Annotated in this window: 14 protein-coding genes and 1 pseudogene; 7 read left to right on the top strand and 8 right to left on the bottom strand. The window is 72.1% G+C overall.

Annotated elements, in window-relative coordinates:
* Window positions 1-137 precede the first annotated feature (137 nt).
* From ACFYL6_RS33015 to ACFYL6_RS32990, 6 genes are all read right to left on the bottom strand, one after another.
* Window positions 138-1142, bottom strand: coding sequence for a serine hydrolase (locus ACFYL6_RS33015; protein ID WP_387177134.1), 1005 nt, complete (start codon window positions 1140-1142; stop codon window positions 138-140).
* A gap of 113 nt (window positions 1143-1255) precedes the next feature.
* On the bottom strand, window positions 1256-2176 hold the full coding sequence (locus tag ACFYL6_RS33010; protein WP_387177133.1) for an SDR family NAD(P)-dependent oxidoreductase: 921 nt from the start codon (window positions 2174-2176) through the stop codon (window positions 1256-1258).
* A gap of 5 nt (window positions 2177-2181) precedes the next feature.
* Window positions 2182-3366 (bottom strand): zinc-dependent alcohol dehydrogenase, encoded by a 1185-nt coding sequence (locus ACFYL6_RS33005; RefSeq protein ID WP_387177135.1) that lies wholly within the window; start codon window positions 3364-3366, stop codon window positions 2182-2184.
* Window positions 3367-3621: 255 nt separating this feature from the next.
* On the bottom strand, window positions 3622-4386 hold the full coding sequence (locus ACFYL6_RS33000) for a succinate dehydrogenase/fumarate reductase iron-sulfur subunit (protein WP_091401529.1): 765 nt from the start codon (window positions 4384-4386) through the stop codon (window positions 3622-3624).
* Window positions 4383-6320 (bottom strand): fumarate reductase/succinate dehydrogenase flavoprotein subunit, encoded by a 1938-nt coding sequence (locus ACFYL6_RS32995; RefSeq protein WP_387177132.1) that lies wholly within the window; start codon window positions 6318-6320, stop codon window positions 4383-4385. The genes ACFYL6_RS33000 and ACFYL6_RS32995 overlap by 4 nt, the downstream gene beginning before the upstream one ends.
* A 1-nt stretch (window position 6321) precedes the next feature.
* Window positions 6322-7053 (bottom strand): succinate dehydrogenase cytochrome b subunit, encoded by a 732-nt coding sequence (locus ACFYL6_RS32990; protein WP_196922118.1) that lies wholly within the window; start codon window positions 7051-7053, stop codon window positions 6322-6324.
* A gap of 35 nt (window positions 7054-7088) precedes the next feature.
* Here ACFYL6_RS32990 and ACFYL6_RS32985 point away from each other — a divergent pair, with 35 nt between their 5' ends.
* On the top strand, window positions 7089-8021 hold the full coding sequence (locus ACFYL6_RS32985) for a LysR family transcriptional regulator (RefSeq protein WP_238658886.1): 933 nt from the start codon (window positions 7089-7091) through the stop codon (window positions 8019-8021).
* A 57-nt stretch (window positions 8022-8078) separates the two neighbouring features.
* On the opposite strand, the gene hrpA is transcribed toward ACFYL6_RS32985, so the two are convergent.
* A complete protein-coding gene (hrpA, locus tag ACFYL6_RS32980; RefSeq protein ID WP_387177131.1) occupies window positions 8079-12143 on the bottom strand; it encodes an ATP-dependent RNA helicase HrpA in 4065 nt (1354 codons plus the stop codon).
* Window positions 12144-12288: 145 nt separating this feature from the next.
* On the opposite strand from hrpA, the gene ACFYL6_RS32975 reads away from it, so the two are divergent.
* The gene (locus tag ACFYL6_RS32975; protein WP_387177130.1) at window positions 12289-12681 is read left to right on the top strand and encodes a cytidine deaminase family protein; all 393 of its coding nucleotides are present in this window, start codon (window positions 12289-12291) and stop codon (window positions 12679-12681) included.
* A gap of 13 nt (window positions 12682-12694) precedes the next feature.
* Here the strand turns inward: ACFYL6_RS32975 and ACFYL6_RS32970 are convergent, their stop codons facing one another.
* On the bottom strand, window positions 12695-13054 hold the full coding sequence (locus tag ACFYL6_RS32970) for a YciI family protein (RefSeq protein WP_387177129.1): 360 nt from the start codon (window positions 13052-13054) through the stop codon (window positions 12695-12697).
* Between the two features lie 116 nt (window positions 13055-13170).
* On the opposite strand from ACFYL6_RS32970, the gene ACFYL6_RS32965 reads away from it, so the two are divergent.
* From ACFYL6_RS32965 to ACFYL6_RS32945, 5 genes and pseudogenes are all read left to right on the top strand, one after another.
* Window positions 13171-15156, top strand: a complete 1986-nt coding sequence (locus ACFYL6_RS32965) for a multicopper oxidase family protein (RefSeq protein ID WP_387177128.1) — start codon at window positions 13171-13173, stop codon at window positions 15154-15156.
* Between the two features lie 60 nt (window positions 15157-15216).
* On the top strand, window positions 15217-16263 hold the full coding sequence (locus ACFYL6_RS32960; RefSeq protein ID WP_387177127.1) for a FecCD family ABC transporter permease: 1047 nt from the start codon (window positions 15217-15219) through the stop codon (window positions 16261-16263).
* Between the two features lie 158 nt (window positions 16264-16421).
* Entirely contained in the window at window positions 16422-17513 is a 1092-nt protein-coding gene (locus ACFYL6_RS32955) for a FecCD family ABC transporter permease (RefSeq protein ID WP_387177126.1), read from the top strand.
* Between the two features lie 19 nt (window positions 17514-17532).
* Window positions 17533-18297: pseudogene (locus ACFYL6_RS32950) on the top strand (ABC transporter ATP-binding protein); the annotation flags it as partial.
* Window positions 18298-18593: 296 nt separating this feature from the next.
* The gene (locus ACFYL6_RS32945) at window positions 18594-19541 is read left to right on the top strand and encodes an ABC transporter substrate-binding protein (RefSeq protein ID WP_387177125.1); all 948 of its coding nucleotides are present in this window, start codon (window positions 18594-18596) and stop codon (window positions 19539-19541) included.
* Window positions 19542-19770 lie beyond the last annotated feature (229 nt).

Raw genomic sequence — 19770 nt, 5'->3', positions numbered from 1 at the left:
CCCCCCCTCCCCGGCCCCCCCCCCCCCCGGGCCCCCCCCCCCCGGGGGCCCCCCGCCCCCCCCGGGCCCGGGGGGGCCCCCCCGCGGGGGGGGCCGCCGCCCCCGCCCCCCCCCCCGGGAGGGGCTGACGGTGTGCCCTAGCCGCCGTTGCTGGGGCGTCGGGCGGTGATCCGGAACGTCCTGCCCACGCCCGCGATCCGGTCCACCGCGGCCAGGAACCTGGGGCCCATGGCGGCCCGGGCCTGCACCGCCGGGTGGGTCGCGCCGAAGTCCTCCGGGTTGGCCTGCCCGTCGGCGAAGAGCGCGTAGGTGAGCACCGCCGCGCCGGAACGGTCGAAGATCACACCGGCCTCGTGCCGGGCGTCGGCGTACCAGCCGGCCTTGGTGGCGATCCGGGCCCGCTCGTCGGAGGACATGGTGCGCCGGATGCCGTCGGTGAACGCCACCGGGGAGCGCAGGATGCCCAACAGGTACGTCGTCGAGGCGGGGGAGAGCAGCGTGCCAGCGACCAGGGCGCGCAGCAGGTCGTGCGTCTCCCGGGGGGTGCTGGTGCCGAGGAAGAACCGGTTCGGGTTGGCCACCGGCTGGACCTGGGTGTTCGGGAAGCCCTTGGCGACCAGGATGGAGTTGATCTCGGCGGCCGGGGCGACCAGCCCGCACAGCCGCACCGCCGTGTCGTCCGAGACGGTCAGCAGGTTGGCCAGTACGTGCCCGAGGGTCACCAGGCTCGGGTACGCGCCGTCCAGGCTGAAGATGCCGTCCCCGCCCGGTACGACGATCGCCGCGCTCACCTCGACCTGCTGGTCCAGGGTGAGTAGCCCTCGGTCGACCTTGTCGAGCACCGCCGTGGCGACGGCGATCTTGTTGACGCTGTACGCCTCGATCCGCCGGTCCGCGTCAGCCTCCACCGCGACCACCGGCGTACCGGCCGGGTCGGCGACGCTGACGTACGCCTGCCAGTTGCCGCCGGCCTCAGCACTGTGCTTGGCGAAGACCTCGGCGACCCGGCGCGCGGCCCGGGCGGGCGTGGTCGGGACGGCCTCGGTGCTCTCGGCGGCGCTCGCCGAGGAGGCGGCGCCCAGCACCGTGCCGGCGGTGACCACCGTGCCCAACCCGAGTGCCGTTCTGCGGTTCAGTCGCATGATCGATCGTCTCCCCCATCGTGGTGCGCCAGAGCGCTTACTGGCCCACCACCCTAGGCGAGTTGATCGATCCACAATGTCCCCCCGAAGTGTTCCGAACAGTCCCGAACAGCTCAGCCGAACCGTCGACGCAGAGCGGCGCCGACCGCACCGGCCGACCCGGCCACGAGTTTCCGCAGGTCGGGCAGGTGGCCGCCGCGTACCGACTCGCCGGCCGGGTTCGGGGCGAAGACCGAACCGTCGTGTGCGGCGACTGACCGACCACTCAGGCCCGCCGCCCGCATCAACGGCCCGACGAGTACGTCGTAGACCGCTGGCAGCACGGTGAAGCCGGCCCGCAGCACCACGTTGAGCCGGCCCACGGAAACCTCCCGGCGGGGCCGGTCCACGCAGTGCACGATGGCGCGAGCCACCCGCTGCGGGCCGGCGATCGGCGGCGGAGGTCGCCCGACCCGACCCAGGTAGTTGGCCGCCTGCTGGTACACCGGAGTGTCCACGCTGCCCGGGTTGACGAGACACAGCCGGATCTCCGGGCTGTCCCGCAACTCCTGCTGCACCGTCCGGACCAGACCCTGCAACCCCCACTTGCTCGCCACGTAGGCGCTCATGTACGGCGCGGTGATGCGCGCCAGCACCGAACCGGTGAGGACCACAGTGCCGGCCCCGGCGGCCCGGAAGTGCCGCAGCGCCACCCGCACCGAGCCGGCCGCACCGAGCAGGTCGGTCCGCACCACCTGGTCGAAGACCCGTTCCGGCAGCTCGTCGAAGCGGCCGTAGGCCATCACCGCCGCCGTGTGCACCCACACGTCGACGCGGCCGAAGCGGTCGACGGCCGCGTCCGCGAGAGCGTCCAGCGCGCCCGGCACGGTCACGTCGGTCGGTACGGTCAGCACGTCGACGTCGGCGCACTCCGCGCGTACCTCGGCCAGGGTCGTGGTGGCGCGAGCGGCGAGGACCAGGCGGTCGCCGCGCTCGGCGAACGCCCGGGCCGTCGCCCGGCCGATCCCGCTGCTCGCGCCAACGATCACGACCACCCGGCTCACGGTTCTAGCACGACCTTGATGCAGCCGTCCTCCTTCTTCTGGAACATCTCGTACGCCTGCGGCGCCCGGGCCAGCGGCACCCGGTGGGTACGCAGGTCCTCCACACCCAGCGGGTCGTCGTCGCCGGCGAGCAGCGGCAGGATCTCGTCGGTCCACCGGCGCACGTGACACTGCCCCATCCGCAACTGGATGCCCCTGTCGAACATCTCCATCAGCGGCATCGGGTCCGCCTCGCCGCCGTACACCCCGGAGAGCGAGACGGTGCCGCCACGGCGGACCGCCTTGAGCGCGGCGTGCAGGACCGACAGCCGGTCCACACCCACCCGGTCGGTCATCGTCTGGGCCAGCTTGTCCGGCAACAGCCCGGCGGCGGTCTGGGCCAGCTTCCCCGCCGGCGAACCGTGCGCCTCCATCCCCACCGCGTCGATCACCGCGTCCGGGCCGCGGCCGTCGACCAGGTCGATCAGCGCGCCCGGCACGTCGGACAGCTCACTGACGTCGAGCACCTCGATGCCGTGCCGGCGGGCCAACTCCAGCCGCTCCGGCACCAGGTCCAGCCCGATCACCCGGCCCGCGCCGAGATGACGGCCGATCCGCGCGCAGAACTGCCCGACCGGGCCCAACCCGAAGACGGCAAGGGTGCCGCCCGGCGGGGTGTCCGCGTACTTCACCGCCTGCCAGGCGGTGGGCAGAATGTCGGACAGGTAGAGGTAGCGCTCGTCCGCGCCGGTCTGCGGGATCTTGATCGGCCCGAAGTGCGCCTGCGGGACGCGCAGGTACTCGGCCTGCCCGCCCGGCACGGAACCGTAGAGCGAGGTGTAGCCGAACAGGGCCGCGCCCTTGCCCTCGCCGGTGACCTGGGTCGTCTCGCACTGCGCGTAGAGCTGGCGCTCGCACATCCAGCAACTGCCGCAGGCGATGTTGAACGGCACCACCACCCGATCGCCCGGCTTGAGCCCGCTCACCTCCGACCCGACCTCCTCGACGATGCCCATCGGCTCGTGGCCCAGGACGTCACCCGGCTTCAGGTACGGCCCGAGCACCTCGTACAGGTGCAGGTCGGAACCACAGATCGCGGTCGAAGTGATCTTCACGATCGCATCGGTCGGCTCCTTGATCTCAGGGTCCGGGACCTCCTCGACCCGTACGTCCCGCTTGCCCTGCCAGGTGAGCGCCTTCATGTCCCTCATCCCTTCTTCCTGCCGTCTGAGAAGACTGCTACCCGGGCTCGGGCACTTGAACCGGCCGCGCTCGATGGACGTCTCAGGCTTGTCGGTGGTTGGGTTGATCCACTCGCGTTCCCTGAAGTCGCGGTATTCGAGGCTCGGCGACAGACCGACTTCCGGAAACCCGAGTGGGCCACGCCCGCCAAACGCCAAACCGCCGTACCCCTGGAAAAGCGCGGGATACGGCGGTCTGGCGTCGTGCGGTGAACCTCAGGAACCGGGGGTGTTGTTGGCTCCCTTGGCGGTGGCCGCGAGGTAGTCGCGGTTGAGCCGGCCGATGGTGTTCAGCGGGATGCCCTTCGGGCAGGCCGGGGTGCATTCGCCGGCGTTGGTGCAGCCGCCGAAGCCGGCCTCGTCGTGCGCGTCGACCATGCCGATCACCCGGGTGTAGCGCTCCGGCTGGCCCTGCGGCAGGAGCGAGAGCTGGGTGAGCTTGGCGGCGGTGAAGAGCATGCCGGAGCCGTTCGGGCAGGCTGCCACGCAGGCGCCGCAGCCGATGCAGGCCGCCGACTCGAAGGCGGCGTCGGCGTTGGCCTTGGCCACCGGGGTGGAGTGGGCCTCGGGCGCGCTGCCGGTCGGCGCGGTGACGTAGCCGCCAGCCGCGATGATCTTGTCGAAGGCGCTCCGGTTGACGACCAGGTCCTTGACGACCGGGAAGGCGCTGGCCCGCCACGGCTCGATGTCGATCGTCTCGCCGTCCTTGAACTGCCGCATGTGCAGTTGGCAGGCGGTGGTGCCGCGCTGCGGTCCGTGCGCGTCACCGTTGATCATCAGGCCGCACATGCCGCAGATGCCCTCGCGGCAGTCGTGGTCGAACGCCACCGGGTCCTCGCCCGCGAGGATCAGCCGCTCGTTGAGGACGTCGAGCATCTCCAGGAACGACATGTCCGGGGACACGTCGTCGACCGGGTAGGTCACCATCCGACCCTTGTCCTCAGGGCCCTTCTGGCGCCAGATGCGCAGGGTCAGGTTCACTTGTAGCTCCGCTGCGTGGGGTGGACGTATTCGAACTTCAGGTCTTCCTTGTGCAGCACCGAGGGCTCGCCGTCGGCGGTGAACTCCCAGGCCGCCACGTACGCGAACCGGTCGTCGTCGCGCTGCGCCTCACCGTCGGGGGTCTGGTGCTCGGCCCGGAAGTGGCCGCCGCAGGACTCCTCGCGGTGCAGGGCGTCGATGCACATCAGCTCGGCCAGCTCGAAGAAGTCGGCCACCCGGCCGGCCTTCTCCAACGACTGGTTGAGTTCCTCGCCGGTGCCGGACACCTTGACCCGCTGCCAGAACTGCTCGCGCAGGGCGCGGATCTCGTCGATCGCCTTGCGCAGCCCGGCCTCGCTGCGCTCCATGCCGCAGTGCTCCCACATGATCTGGCCCAGTTCCCGGTGGAACGAGTCCACGGTCCGGTCGCCGTCGACAGCGAGCAGCCGCTGGACGCGGTCCTCGACGTCGGTGCGCGCCTCGACCGCCGCCGGGTGGCTGGCGTCGACCTTCTCCAGCGGACCGGAGGCCAGGTAGTTGGCGATGGTGGTGGGCAGCACGAAGTAGCCGTCGGCGAGGCCCTGCATCAGCGCCGAGGCGCCGAGCCGGTTCGCACCGTGGTCGGAGAAGTTCGCCTCGCCGATCACGAACAGGCCGGGGATGTTCGACTGGAGGTCGTAGTCGACCCACAGGCCGCCCATCGTGTAGTGCACGGCGGGGTAGATCCGCATCGGCACCTCGTACGGGTCCTCGCCGGTGATCCGCTCGTACATCTCGAAGAGGTTGCCGTACTTGGCCTCGATGGCCTTGCGGCCCAGCCGGCCGATCGCGTCGGCGAAGTCGAGGTAGACGCCGAGCTTGGTCGGCCCGACGCCCCGGCCCTCGTCGCACACGTTCTTCGCGGCGCGGGAGGCGATGTCGCGGGGGACCAGGTTGCCGAAGGAGGGGTAGATCCGCTCCAGGTAGTAGTCCCGCTCGTCCTCGGGAATGTCCTTCGGGCTGCGGTCGTCACCCTTGGTCTTCGGCACCCAGACCCGGCCGTCGTTGCGCAGCGACTCGCTCATCAGGGTCAGCTTCGACTGGTGGTCGCCGGAGACCGGGATGCAGGTCGGGTGGATCTGCGTGTAGCACGGGTTGGCGAAGTACGCGCCCTTGCGGTGCGCGCGCCAGGTGGCGGTGACGTTGCAGCCCTTGGCGTTGGTGGAGAGGTAGAAGACGTTGCCGTAGCCGCCGGAGGCGAGCACCACGGCGTCCGCCATCTCGGTGCTGATCTCGCCGGTGACCAGGTCCCGGACGACGATGCCCCGGGCCTTGCCGTCCACCAGGACCAGTTCCAGCATCTCGTGCCGGGCGTTCATCTCCACGTTGCCCAGGCCGATCTGCCGCTCCAGCGCCTGGTACGCGCCGAGCAACAGTTGCTGGCCCGTCTGGCCCCGGGCGTAGAAGGTGCGCTGCACCTGGGCGCCACCGAAGGAGCGGGTGTCCAGCAGGCCGCCGTACTCGCGGGCGAACGGCACCCCCTGGGCGACGCACTGGTCGATGATGTTGACCGACACCTCGGCGAGCCGGTGCACGTTCGACTCCCGGGAGCGGAAGTCGCCGCCCTTGACGGTGTCGTAGAAGAGCCGGTGCACGGAGTCGCCGTCGTTGCGGTAGTTCTTGGCCGCGTTGATGCCGCCCTGCGCCGCGATGGAGTGCGCCCGGCGCGGGCTGTCCTGGTAGCAGTAGGACTTGACGTGGTAGCCCTGCTCGGCCAGGGTCGCCGCGGCCGAGCCGCCGGCCAGGCCGGTGCCGACCACGATCACCGTCATCTTGCGGCGGTTGGCGGGGTTGACCAGCTTGGCCTCGAAGCGCCGGGTCTCCCAACGCTTGTCGACCGGGCCGGCGGGAGCCTTGGTGTCGGCGATCGGGTCGCCCTCGGTGAAGAGTTCCATGTCAGGACACCAATCCGGTGAGTACGGCGAACGGGACCACCAGGTACCCGGCGCAGAGCAGCACGGCGAAGACCAGGGCCGCGGTACGCGCCCTGCGCTCGCCGCGAGGCGTCTGCTGGCCGAGGCTGCGGAACGCGCTGAACGCGCCGTGGCGCAGGTGGAAGCCCACCGCGAGGATGGCCAGCGTGTAGAAGAGCGTGACGTACCAGCGTTCCGGCGCGAAGTCGGCGACGACGTTGCCGTACGGCTTGCTGGCGTCGCCGACCGGGTTCAGCGTGCCGGTGGTCAGGTCCAGCAGGTGGTAGATCACGAAGAGCAGGATGATCACTCCACCCCAGCGCATCGTGCGGGCCGCGTAGCTGCCGTTGACCTTCTTGCGGTGGGCGTACTTGACCGGGCGGGCGGCGCGGGCGCGCCTGGCCAGCACGGTGGCGGCCACGATGTGCGCGACCACCGCCACCACCAGCACGGTGCGCAGGATCCACAGGAACCAGACGCCGGGCAGCAGTGGCTTGCCGATGTCGCGCAGCCAGTGCGCGTAGTGGTCGAACGAGGTCTCCCCCGTGAACACCTTCAGGTTCCCGAGCATGTGGGCGATGAGGAACAGCGCCAGCAGGATGCCCGTCACCGCCATGACGGCCTTGAGGCCGACGTTCGAGCGGATGGGCGACCGAGTTTTCGTGATTACCACAGGACCGACGCTAGGAGCACTTCGATCAGTCGTCCAATGCATCAAACTCGCAGTGTTGATAGCCGTAGGCTATTTAGATGCAGCTCCATCAGCTCCGGTACTTCGTCGCGGTGGCCGAAGTACGACATTTCACCCAAGCCGCCGACATCGTGGGCATCACGCAGCCCTCGCTCAGTAAGCAAATTCACGCTCTGGAGGCCGACCTCGGGGCCCCGTTGTTCGAGCGGGTAAGGGGCAACATCGCGCTCACCGCGGCAGGTGAGGTGCTGCTGCCGTTGGCCACCCGGATCCTCGCCGACGTGGAGACCGCGACGAGGGAGGTCCAGGAGTTGGTCGGGCTGCGCCGGGGCCGGGTCCGGCTCGGGGCCACCCCCAGTCTGGCCACCTCGCTCGCCCCGCCGGTGCTGCGCCGGTTCCGCGACGCGCACCCCACCATCGACCTACGCGTCGAGGAGGGCGGCTCCCAGGACCTGGTGCGTGACCTGCTCCGCGGCGACCTCGACCTGGCCCTGATCATCATGCCGGCGCAGGGGGCCGACCCGGGGCTGCGGGTCGACCCGATCCTGCGGGAGAGCCTCGTGGTGGCCTCGGTGGGGGAGGTGGCGACCGCGTCGACGACCGGGGAGCTGCGCATCACCGACCTGCGGGACCAGCCGATGGTGATGTTCCGGGAGGGGTACGACCTGCGCGACGCGACCATCCAGGCGTGTCGGGAGGCGGGCTTCGAACCGACCTTCGCGGTGGACGGCGGCGAGATGGACGCGGTGCTCAGCTTCGTCGAGGCGGGGCTCGGCATCGCGCTCGTGCCGGGCATCGTGCTGGCTCGCCGGCCGGGCGTGCGGATCACCCCCCTCGCCCCGCCGGGGGTGCGGCGGACCATCGCGGTGGCCCGCCGCCGCGACGTCGTACCCACCCACGCCGGTCGGGAGCTTCGACGCATTCTGCTCGCCTACATCCAGTCGGCGATCGACCTCGGCGAGCTGCCCCCCGGCGTCGAACCACTGACCTGACCCGACGGGGGCCGCCGCCACGAAGAGGCGGGGGCCCGGCCGCCGGCTCAGCGGCCCTCAGCGACCCTCGGCGTCGTCCATCGCCCGGTAGATCCGCTGCTCGGAGACGGGGTACGGGGTGCCCAACGCCTGGGCGAAGACGTTCACCCGCAGCTCCTCGATCATCCAGCGGATCTGCCGGACGGCCGTCTCCTGGCGGCGGGCCGGCGGCAGGTTGGCGAGCAGGTCGGCGTACTCCTTCTGCACCACCGCGATCCGGTCCTGCTGCTGACGGTCCCGCTGCGGGTTGCCGCCCAGCCGGTCCAGTCGACGCTCGATGGCGGTGAGGTAGCGCAGCAGGTCGGGCAGCCGCGCGTACCCGGTCTCGGTGATGAAACCGGCGTGCACCAACCCGGCGAGCTGGCTGCGGATGTCGGCCAGCGCCGCCACCACGGCGAGGTTGCGGGTCGCGCCGAGCCGCTGTTCGACGGCGTACGCGGCGGCCAGGACCTTGCGGACCCGGTCCATCACCTCGACGACGGTGTCGACGAGGTCGGCACGGACCTTCTCGCGCAGGGCCGCGAAACCGTCGGCGTCCCACGCCGGCCCGCCGGCCACACCGATCAGCCGGTCGATGGCCGCGCCCGCCGCGTCCTCGATCAGCTCCTGCACGCCGCCGTGCGGGTTGCGGCTCAACGCCAGCTTCGCCTCGTTGTCCAGCCGCCCCTGCAGGAACCGCGCCGGGGACGGCACGGTGAGCCGCAGCAGCCGGCGGGTGCCGGCCCAGTGCGCCGCCTCCGCCTCGGCGGGGGAGTCGAACACCTTCACGCCGACCGTGGCGCCCTCGTCGACGAGCGCCGGGTACGCGGTGACCGCGTAACCGGCGCGGACCTGCTCGATGGTCCGGGGCAGGGTGCCGACGCTCCACTCCCGCAGCCCGGTACGGGCCACCTCGGGCGCGGCGGCCGCCACCACCTGGCGTACCTCCTGGCGGAGTTGGCGTTGCAGGGCCGGCAGGTCCTTGCCCTCGGCGACCGGCTTCTCGTCGTCGCCGAGGACCCGGAAGGTCACCCGCAGGTGCGCCGGCAGCTTGGCCGGTTCCCAGGCGTCGCGGGGCACGGTCACCCCGGTCATCCGGCGCAGCTGGCGGGTGAGCGCGTCCAGCAGCGACTCCTCGCCGGGGGTGATCGCCGCCAGCGCGGCCCGGGCGTAGTCCGGCACCGGGACGAAGTTGCGGCGGATCGCCTTGGGCAGCGAGCGGATCAGCGCGATCACGGTCTCCTCGCGCAGCCCCGGCACCTGCCAGTCGAAGCTCTCCGCCGGCACCTGGTTCAGCAGCGGCAGCGGGATGTCCACGGTGACGCCGTCGTCCGGCGTGCCCGGCTCGAACCGGTAGGTCAGCGGCAGGCTCACCCCGTCGGCCTGCCACTCGTCCGGGTAGTCGTCCTCGTCCACCCCCGGCCGGCCGTCGTTGATCAGCAGGTCGCGGGTGAAGGTGAGCAGGTCGGGTTGCTCGCGGCGGGCCTTCTTCCACCAGCTGTCGAAGTGCCGCCCGGAGGACACGTCGGCCGGGATCCGCTGGTCGTAGAAGCCGAAGATGGTCTCGTCGTCGACCAGGATGTCCCGGCGTCGGGCCCGGCTCTCCAGCTCCTCGATCTCGGCGAGCAGCCGCTTGTTGTCCGTCCAGAACTGGTGGTGGGTCTGCCAGTCGCCCTCGACCAGGGCGTGCCGGATGAACAGCTCCCGGCTCAGCGTCGGGTCGATCCGCCCGAAGTTGACTTTGCGGGAGCTGACCAGCGGGACGCCGTACAGGGTGACCTTCTCGTAGGCCATCACCGCGGCCTGCTTCTTCTCCCAGTGCGGTTCGCTGTAGCTGCGCTTGACCAGGTGCTGCGCGAGCGGCTCGACCCACTCCGGCTCGACCCGGCCGGCGATGCGACCCCACAGCCGGGAGGTCTCCACCAGCTCGGCCGCCATCACCCAGCGCGGCGGCTTCTTGAACAACGCCGACCCGGGGAAGAGCGCGAACTTCGCGCCCCGCGCCCCCAGGTACTCGTGTTTCTGGGCGTCCTTCAGGCCGATGTGCGACAGCAGGCCGGGTAGCAGCGACTGGTGCACCTTCGGGGTGTCGATCTCCTCCGGCAGGTCCGCGCCACCCCGGCGGCCCCGGCCGGCGTCCGCGTCGTCCGAGGTGTCGCGCGCCGGGCGCCCACCACGCCGGTCGCCCTCCTGCGGGGTACGCAGCACCTGCCGCAGTTGGCTGACGATGTCCTGCCACTCGCGGATCCGCAGGTAGTTCAGGTACTCCGCCTTGCACATCCGGCGGAACGCGCTGGAGGACAGCTCCCGCTGCTGCTCGCGCAGGTAACGCCAAAGGTTGAGGAACGCGACGAAGTCCGACTCCTTGTCGGCGAACCTGGCGTGCGCCTGGTCCGCCTGGGCCTGCTTCTCCGCCGGCCGCTCCCGCGGGTCCTGGATGGAGAGCGCGGCGGCGATCACCAGCACCTCGGTGGCGCAGCCGTTGCGTTCGCCCTCGACCACCATCCGGGCCAGCCGCGGGTCGACAGGCAACTGGGCCAGCCGCCGGCCGAGCGCGGTGAGCCGCTTCGCCGGGTCGGCCTCGGTCGGGTCCAACGCGCCCAGCTCGTGCAGCAGGTTGACGCCGTCGGCGATGTTGCGCTTGTCCGGTGGGTCGATGAACGGGAACGCGGCGAGGTCGCCGAGCCCGATCGCGGTCATCTGGAGGATGACCGACGCCAGGTTGGTCCGCAGGATCTCCGGGTCGGTGAACTCGGGCCGGGAGAGGAAGTCCTGCTCGTCGTAGAGGCGGATGCAGATGCCGTCCGAGGTACGACCGCAGCGGCCCTTGCGCTGGTTGGCCGAGGCCTGGGAGACCGGCTCGATCGGCAGCCGCTGCACCTTCAGCCGGCTGGAGTAGCGGGAGATGCGGGCGGTGCCCGGATCCACCACGTACTTGATGCCGGGCACGGTCAGCGAGGTCTCCGCGACGTTTGTGGCGAGCACCACCCGGCGCGACGAGTGCGCGGCGAAGACCCGGTGCTGCTCGGCGCTGGACAGCCGCGCGTACAAGGGCAGGATCTCGGTGCCGAGCAGCGAGCGCTTCTTCTGCACCAGCTTGCCCAGCGCGTCGGCGGTGTCCCGGATCTCCCGCTCACCGCTGAGGAAGACCAGGATGTCGCCGGGGCCCTCGGCGGCCAGCTCCTCGACGGCGTCGCCGATCGCCTGGATCTGGTCGCGGACGTTCTCCTCGTCGCCGTCGCCGTCCTCCTCGCCCTCGGCGAGCTCGACGAGGGGCCGGTAGCGCACCTCCACCGGGTAGGTACGCCCGGACACCTCGACCACCGGCGCGGGCACGCCCTCCGGCTCGTCGGCGGTGGCTGGGCCGGCGAAGTGCCGGGCGAACCGGTCGGTCTCGATGGTCGCCGAGGTGATGATCACCTTGAGGTCGGGTCGGCGGGGCAGCAGCTCCCGCAGGTACCCGAGGATGAAGTCGATGTTGAGGCTGCGCTCGTGCGCCTCGTCGATGATCAACGTGTCGTACTGGCGCAGCATCCGGTCGGTCTGCAACTCGGCCAGCAGGATGCCGTCGGTCATCAGCTTCACCAGGCTGCGCTCGCTGACCTGGTCGGTGAAGCGCACCTTGTAGCCGACCACGTCACCCAACTCGGTGCCCAACTCGTCGGCGATCCGGTCGGCCACCGTCCGGGCGGCCAACCGCCGGGGCTGGGTGTGCCCGATCAGGCCGTGCACCCCGCGCCCCAACTCCAGACAGATCTTGGGGATCTGGGTGGTCTTGCCGGAGCCGGTCTCGCCCGCCACGATCACCACCTGGTGATCGCGGATGGCGGCGGCGATGTCGTCCTTGCGCTCACTGACCGGCAGCCCCACCGGGTACGTGATCACGGGGACCGCCGCCTGGCGGGCGGCGAGCCGCTGCTCGGCCCGGACCAGGTCGGCGGTGATCTCGGCCAGCGCCGCCTCCCGACGCTGCGGGTCGCGCAGCTTGCGGGCACCGTCCAGCCGCCGCTGGAGCCGGCGCTGGTCGCGGAACATCAGAGGTGTGAGGCGGCGGTGCAGCTCGCGAACGGGGTCGGACGCGACGGAGGCGGTTGGATTCTGCATGTCGTGCCCAAGGATAGGCAGCCCGGCGGCGCACCGCCCCTGGGTTACCGAGCGGCCGGCTCCCCGAAGGCCACCTCCCGTCCCCGGACGGCCACGAGCAGGGCCCTAGAGTTGGCGGCCGACGTCGAGCGCTGGGGGAGCCGGGATGGAGATGCGCGACACCGACCGCGCGTTGGTGCAGGCCGCCGTGGCGGTCTCCAAGCTGCGCTGCCGCAGCCAGCACCACACGGTCGCGTCGGCGGCCCGGACCGCGGACGGGCGGGTGTTCACCGGCGTGAACGTCCAGCACGCCACCGGAGGGGCCTGCGCCGAGCTGGTCGTGATCGGCACGGCCGCGACGCAGGGCGTCACCGCGCTGGAGACGATCGTCACGGTCGCCGACCGCGGCCGTGAGGTCGTCGCGCCCTGTGACCGGTGCCAGCAGGTACTGCGGGACTTCTTCCCGGAACTGCGGGTGATCGTCGGCCCGATGGACGCCCCGCGGGTGGTCCCGCTCGGGGAGTTGCCGGCGGAGGCCGGCAAGGGCCCGGCCGGCTGACCGGGGCCCCGAGTCAGTCTCCGGAGGCCGCCTCCAGCATCGACTGCGGCACCGGCACGCTCTCGAAGCGCAGGTTGCCCTCTGGGAGCAGCCACGACGTGACCCGCGCGACCAGCTGACCGGCCCGCACGGCGGGGTCGTTGGCGAAGAGCGCGCGTGCCTCGTCCGGGGCGATGGAGAGCACCACGAAGCCTCGCAGTTGCTCGTCGTCGGGGTGCAGGAACGGCCCGGCCGCGAGCACCAGCCCCTGCTGCACGAGACCCGCCTGGTGGGCCAGGTGCGCGTCCCGCAACCGGTCGATCGCGTCCAGCGGCAGCTTCGGCGGATCCGACGGCCGGCTCAGCAGGACGACCGTGTGCTGGTCGAATCGCATGTCCACACCCTATGACGCGAATCTTCCTCTTCTGGGTGTCATCTGCCATCTGTCCGCCCCGTCATCGTCTGCGAATCTCATTCTCAAAGGGGTTCGCTGCGATTGGGAGGTTCGGCATGGTCAGCAGACGACAACTGCTCGCGGCCAGTGCCGCCGGCGGCGCGGCGATTCTGGTACCGGCCGGCGGCACGGCGTCGGGCCGGGCGCTCGCCGCGGCGGCACCACTGGACGCCGGCGAGATCCCGAAGTACGTCACGCCGCTGCGGATCCCACCGGCCATGCCGGCGGTGGCGACCGGCCCGGAGCGGGACGAGTACGTGATCGCGGTACGACAGTTTCGCCAGCAGATCCTGCCGCCGTCGTGGCCGCGCACCACCGTGTGGGGCTACGGCTCCACCGCCCACCCCGGCAGCTTCGGCTACCCGGCGCCCACCATCATGGCGCGGGTGGGCCGCCCGGTACGGGTGACCTGGGTCAACCAGCTCGTCGACGATCGGGGCGACCACCTGCCGCACCTGCTGCCGGTGGACCCCACCCTGCACTGGGCGAACCCAGCGGGCGGACCGGCCGGGCGGGACCGGCACGGTCACTGGGACGGCGACCCCCGGGGGTACCGCGGCCCGGTGCCCCAGGTGGTGCACCTGCACGGAGCGCACAGCACGCAGGAGAGCGACGGACACTCCGAGGCGTGGTACCTGCCGGTCACCCGCGACCTGCCGCCCGACTTCGCGGTGACCGGCAGCGCGTACCGCGAGTTCCGGTCCCGCTTCGCCGAGGGTTCCGGCCTGCGCTGGGCGCCCGGCTCGGCCACCTTCGAGTACGCGAACGACCAGCGGTCCTGCACCCTCTGGTACCACGACCACACGCTGGGGCTCACCCGGGAGAACGTCTACGCCGGACCGGCCGGGTTCTATCTGCTCGGCGGCGGGGACGACCTGCCCGACGGCGTACTACCGGGCCCGGCGCCGGAACGCGACGATCCGCCTGGCGCCCGCTACCACGACATTCCGCTGCTGATCCAGGACCGCAGCTTCACCGCCGACGGCGACCTGCTCTACCCGGAGGGGCACTCGTCGCACGGCGATGTGCCACCGCTCTGGACGTCGGGGTTCTCCGGCTCCGCCATCGTGGTCAACGGCCGCACCTGGCCCACGTTGACGGTCCAGCGTCGGCGCTACCGGTTCCGGCTGCTCAACGGCTGCAACAGCCGGTTCCTGCTGCTCAGTGTGGTCGCCCACGCCACCGCGCGGCCGGCCCGGCCGGTGCTGCCGGTCTGGCAGATCGGCAGCGACGGCGGTTTCCTGCCCGAGCCCGTGCCGCACGAACGCGTGACCCTCGGTCCCGCCCAGCGGGTCGACGCGATCGTCGACTTCACCGACGTTCCGGCCGGCACCGAGCTGTACCTCGTCAACGAGGGACCCGACTGGGCGTACGGCGGCGGCCGGCCCGGGGTGGACTTCGACCCCGCCGACCCGCACACCACCGGGCAGGTGCTCCGCTTCGTGGTCACCGACGCGGCCGGCGCGGACCCGAGCGTGCCACCGGAGCAGCTTCGGCTGCCGTCACACCCTCGACTCGGCTCGGCCCAGCGGGTACGCCGGTTGTCGCTCAACGAGCGGAGGTCCGGCGGGTCGGGCGGGATGACCATGCTGCTCGGCGTCCTCGACGAGCGTGGCCGGGGCCGGCCGTTGCGCTGGAGCGACCCGGTGACCGAGCAGCCGACCCTCGGCGACACCGAGGTCTGGGAGGTGCGCAACTTCACCCGGCTCGTGCATCCGGTCCACCTGCACCAGGTCCAGTTCGAGTTGCTCGGCCGGGGGCACTCGGGGAGGGCGCAGCCCGGCCCGGGGGAGCGGGGATGGATGGACACGGTGCTCGCGTACCCGTGGGAGGTGACCCGGATCAAGGCGCGCTTCGACCTGCCGGGTCGGTACGCCTGGCACTGCCACCTGCTGGAGCACGAGGACAACGAGATGATGCGACCGCTCAACGTGCTGCCGCGCGGTGCCGCGGCGGCCGGGGACGGTGGCTCGTCGGCCGGGGACGGTGGCTCGTCGGGCGGGCCGGGGGGACCCGGGACGGTATCGACAGACGCCGGTTAGGCCCCTTTCCGCAGCTCGGCTAAGGTTAGGCGAACCTAAGCGTGAACGTGCAGGAGACTCGTGACCACCCTCGCCACCCGGCCGACCCCGGCCCGCAACCGGACCGGCACCCGCACCGGCCGCCGGGTGGCCGTCACCGTCGGGGCCGCGCTGGTGCTGCTGCTCACCGTGCTGGCCAGCTTCGCGCTCGGCAGCCGGCAACTCGGCGTCGACCAGGTCTGGCACGCGCTCGTCGCGCCGGACGGGGGCGACGCCAGCACCATCGTCCGTGAGCTGCGGATGCCGCGGACCGCGCTCGGCCTCGCTGTCGGGCTCGCGCTCGCCGTGGCGGGGGTGCTGTTCCAGGCGCTCACCCGCAACCCCCTCGCCGAGCCGCGCATCCTGGGCATCAGCGCGGGCGCGTCGTTCGGGGTGGTGCTCGCCATCTCGGTCTTCGGCGTCGGCACGCTCGCCGGGTACGTCTGGTTCGGCATCGCCGGAGCCATGGTCGCCGGGCTGCTGGTCTTCGCCATCGCCACCCGCGCCCGCGAGGGCGCCAGCCCGGTCACCCTCGCGCTGGTCGGCGCGGCGCTCGACGCCAGCCTGGCCTCCGGGGTGTACGCGCTGCTCAGCATCGACGCCCGCACCTTCGAGGAGTACCGCTTCTGGGTGGTGGGCGGGCTGGCCGGGCGGGACCTGTCGGTCGCCGCGCAGGTGCTGCCCTTCGTCCTCACCGGGTTGGTGCTGGCCGCCCTGGTGGCCCGAGGGCTGGACGCGCTGGCCCTCGGCGACGACGTGGCCCGTGGCCTCGGCCACCGGATCGGCCTGGTCCGCCTCGGTGGTGGCCTCGCCGCCGTGCTGCTGACCGGTGCCGCGGTGGCCGCCGCCGGGCCTGTCGCGTTCGTCGGGCTGGCCGTGCCGCACCTGGCGCGCGCCCTGGTCGGCGCGGACCACCGCTGGACCCTCGCCGTCTCCGCCCTGCTCGGGCCGGCGCTGCTGCTCGCCGCCGACATCGTCGGTCGACTCGTCGCCCCGCCCGGCGAGGTCCCGGCCGGCATCGTCACCGCGCTGATCGGTGCGCCACTGCTGGCCGTGCTGGTCCGCCGCGCCCGGGTGGTGACCGCGTGACGACCACCCGACGCCCGTTGGGCCCCCCTGACCCGCCCGGCCCTTCCGGCCTCTCAGGCCCGGCTGGCCCGCCTAGCTCGCCTAGCTCGGCCGGCTCGATCAGCTCGGCCGGCTCGCCTGGCTCGTCCGGCTCGGCTGGCTCGGCTGACTCTGCCGGCTTGGCTGCGACCGCTGGCTTGTCGACCGTCGCGGCCGCCGGCTCGCCTGGTGCCGACGGTGCTCGGCTGCCCGGGCGGTCGCTGCTGCGGATCGGCCCGGTGAGCCTGCTGATCCGCCGTCGCGCGGTGCTGGTGGCCGCCGTGCTGACCGTGCTGCTCCTGCTGGCCGTCGTGCTCAGCCTCTCGCTGGGCACCCCCTACGTCGCCCCGGCCGACGTGCTGCGTGCCCTCTCCGGTGCCGGCACCCCGTACGACCTCGTGGTTTTTGATCTTCGGTTGCCGCGGGTCGTGCTGGCGGCCGTGGCCGGCGCCGCCTTCGGCGTGGCCGGCACGCTGATCCAGAGCGTGGCCCGCAACCCGCTCGCCAGCCCGGACGTCATCGGCATCACCCAGGGCGCCGGCCTCGCCGCGACCGTGGCCCTGACCAGCGGAATGGCCGCGGTGCTGGTGGCGCCCACCGCGCTTGTCGGCGGGCTGCTCGCGGCGGTGCTGCTGTTCGCCCTCGGTGCCCGGCACGGGCTGGCCGCGCAGCGGTTCGTGCTCGCCGGGGTGGCGGTCGCGTTCGGCTTCCGGGCGCTCACCGAGGTGGTCATGCTCACCGCCGACCCGATCGACGGGCTGCGCGCGCAGATCTGGCTGATCGGCACCCTGGCCGGCAAGGGCTGGACCGAGGCCGCCTGGATCGCCGGCACGCTGCTGGTGCTGCTGCCGGTGCTGGCCTGGGCCGGCTGGGCGCTGAACAGCACCGCCCTGGACGACGACACCGCCCGGGGCGTCGGGCTGCGCCCGGTGGCCCGCCGGATCGGCCTCGCCGGCACCGGCGTACTCGTCGCCGCCATGGTCACCGCCCAGGTCGGCGCCGTCGACTTCGTGGCGCTGGTCGCCCCACAGGTGGCCCGACGACTGGTACGCGCCGAACGACCACCGCTGGTCTGCGCGGCGCTGCTCGGCGCCCTCCTGCTGGTGCTGGCCGACCTGGCCGGCCGGCGGCTGTTCGCACCCACCCAACTACCCGCCGGTGTGCTGACCGCCGCGATCGGCGGCCCGTACCTGATCTTCCTGCTGCTGCGCGGCCGGCGGCGGTCGTCGTGACGCCTCAAGGAGTCGTGTGATGCTCTCCACCCGCGACCTGGTCGCCGGCTACGACGAACGGACCGTGCTCGACGGGCTCGACCTCGACCTGCCCACCGACGCGTTCACCGTGATCGTCGGACCCAACGCGTGCGGCAAGTCCACCCTGCTGCGCACGATGGCCCGGTTGCTCACCCCCCGCCGAGGCACGGTGCTGCTGGACGGCACCGCCATCCGCGACCTGCCCACCCGGGAGGTCGCCCGCCGCCTCGGCGTCCTGCCGCAGAGCCCACTGGTGCCCGAGGGCGTCACGGTCGCAGACCTGGTCGGACGCGGCCGACAGCCCTACCAGCGGTGGTGGCGGCAGTGGTCGACGGAGGACGGCGCGGCGGTGGACCAGGCGATGGCCCTCGCCGACGTCACCGACCTGGCCGACCGGCCGGTGGACAGCCTCTCCGGCGGCCAGCGGCAACGGGTGTGGATCGCCATGACCCTCGCCCAGGACACCGACGCCCTGTTGCTGGACGAGCCGACCACCTTCCTCGACCTGGCCCACCAGGTGGAGGTGCTGGACCTCCTGCACCGACTGCGCTCCGAGCGGGGCCGCACGGTGGTCGCCGTGCTGCACGACCTGAACCAGGCCGCCCGCTACGCCGACCATTTGGTCGCCATGCGCGGCGGCGCCGTGGTCGCCGCCGGACCGCCCCGGGAGATCCTCACCGCCGACCTGGTCCGCGACGTCTTCGGGCTGGCCTGTGTGGTCGTGCCCTGCCCGGTGACCGGCGCACCGCTGGTGGTGCCCGCGTACACCGGCGGCAACGCTCCGGCTGCCGTTCCCGCTGCGGCTGCCGTTCCCGTTCCCGCTGCCGTTCCCGTTCCCGCTGCCGCTGCCGCTGCCGCTGCCGCTGCGGCTCCGGCTTCCGCTTCCGCTGCCGCGTCTGGCGGCCCGGTCGCTTCGTCAGGTGGCGATGGTGGCCCGGGCGATGCGTCCGCTGCTGCCGGAGAACCCACCGCCTCGACGGCGTCCGTACCGGACGCCCGACCCGCCACCGGCGACGCGGCCAACCCGCTCGCCGGCTCGCACCCCTCGAAAGGACTCTGATGCGTCGTCTCGTCGCCGCTCTCGCCGCGGCCGCCGCCCTCGGCGTCGGACTCACCGCCTGCGGTGAGAGCGACCCGGTCGCCGGTACCACCACCGGGGAGACCCGGGAGATCACCCACGCCATGGGCACCACCAAGGTTCCGGCCGAGCCCAAGCGCGTCGTCGTACTCGACACCGACAAGATCGACACGGCGCTCTCGCTGGGCATCACGCCCGTCGGCGCCGCCACCGCCGGTGAGGCGAAGAGCTGGCCGACCTACTTCGGCGCGGACAAGCTCGCCGGCATCAAGGAGGTCGGGGTGCTCACCGAGCCCGACCTGGAGGCGATCAACGCGCTGAAGCCGGACCTCATCCTCGGCAGCAAGTTCCGCCAGGAGAAGTTCTACGACGAGCTGGCCGCCATCGCGCCGACCGTGTTCACCGACAAGGTGGGCATCACCTGGAAGGACAACCTCCTCCTCGACGGCAAGGCACTCGGCCGCGAGCAGCAGGCCAAGGACCTGCTCGCCGCGTACGAGAAGCGGGCCAAGGACTTCGGCGCGACGCTCGGCGACGCCGCCGCGCGCAAGGTGTCCATCGTGCGCTTCCTGCCCGGCAACATCCGGGTGTACGGCCCGGACTCGTTCTCCGGCATCGTCATCGGCGACACCGGCCTGGGCCGCCCCGAGCGGCAGTTGCTCGCCAACAAGGAGGACAAGCGCTTCGACCTGGTCAGCCCCGAGCGGATCAACGAGGTCGACGGTGACGTCATCTTCGTGACCGCGTACGGCGACAAGGCCGCCGCCGAGCAGACCAAGGTCGCCGGCGGGACGCTCTGGAAGGGCCTCAACGCGGTCAAGGCCGGCAAGGCGTACCCGGTCTCCGACGAGGTCTGGATGACCGGCATCGGCGTCGGCGCCGCCAACAAGATCCTCGACGACCTGACCAAGTACCTCCCCGCCGCCTGACCAACCCCCAGGTGCACCCGGCACGTCCGCGCACGTCTGCGCACCCCGCGCATCCGCCCGGGGACACGCACCCTGCGCACTCGCGCAAGGCGCGCGCCCCGCGCACCCCCTCATGATCGTGCTCGATCCAGGAAGTAGTGCCCGTGCTCAGCTGGTGGAAGCAATCTGGCTGGTCAGCAGCTCGGCGAAGACTTCTTTGGGTTTCTTGTAGGCGAGGATACGGCGGGGT

Origin of the sequence: Micromonospora sp. NPDC007208 (assembly GCF_042869175.1) — a bacterium.
Classification (GTDB): Bacteria; Actinomycetota; Actinomycetes; order Mycobacteriales; family Micromonosporaceae; genus Micromonospora; species Micromonospora foliorum.
Note: the sequence above shows the minus strand (reverse complement) of the source record. Positions and strands in the feature narration are given on the sequence as shown.

What these genes read in the sequence shown, in the direction of transcription:
- ACFYL6_RS33015 (WP_387177134.1), bottom strand. Translation starts at nt 1,142, where the DNA reads ATGCGACTGAACCGCAGAACGGCACTCGGGTTGGGCACGGTGGTCACC.
- ACFYL6_RS33005 (WP_387177135.1), bottom strand. Translation starts at nt 3,366, where the DNA reads ATGAAGGCGCTCACCTGGCAGGGCAAGCGGGACGTACGGGTCGAGGAG.
- ACFYL6_RS32945 (WP_387177125.1), top strand. Translation starts at nt 18,594, where the DNA reads ATGCGTCGTCTCGTCGCCGCTCTCGCCGCGGCCGCCGCCCTCGGCGTC.
- ACFYL6_RS32995 (WP_387177132.1), bottom strand. Translation starts at nt 6,320, where the DNA reads ATGGAACTCTTCACCGAGGGCGACCCGATCGCCGACACCAAGGCTCCC.
- ACFYL6_RS32965 (WP_387177128.1), top strand. Translation starts at nt 13,171, where the DNA reads ATGGTCAGCAGACGACAACTGCTCGCGGCCAGTGCCGCCGGCGGCGCG.
- hrpA (WP_387177131.1), bottom strand. Translation starts at nt 12,143, where the DNA reads ATGCAGAATCCAACCGCCTCCGTCGCGTCCGACCCCGTTCGCGAGCTG.
- ACFYL6_RS32985 (WP_238658886.1), top strand. Translation starts at nt 7,089, where the DNA reads ATGCAGCTCCATCAGCTCCGGTACTTCGTCGCGGTGGCCGAAGTACGA.
- ACFYL6_RS32970 (WP_387177129.1), bottom strand. Translation starts at nt 13,054, where the DNA reads ATGCGATTCGACCAGCACACGGTCGTCCTGCTGAGCCGGCCGTCGGAT.
- ACFYL6_RS32975 (WP_387177130.1), top strand. Translation starts at nt 12,289, where the DNA reads ATGGAGATGCGCGACACCGACCGCGCGTTGGTGCAGGCCGCCGTGGCG.
- ACFYL6_RS32990 (WP_196922118.1), bottom strand. Translation starts at nt 7,053, where the DNA reads ATGCATTGGACGACTGATCGAAGTGCTCCTAGCGTCGGTCCTGTGGTA.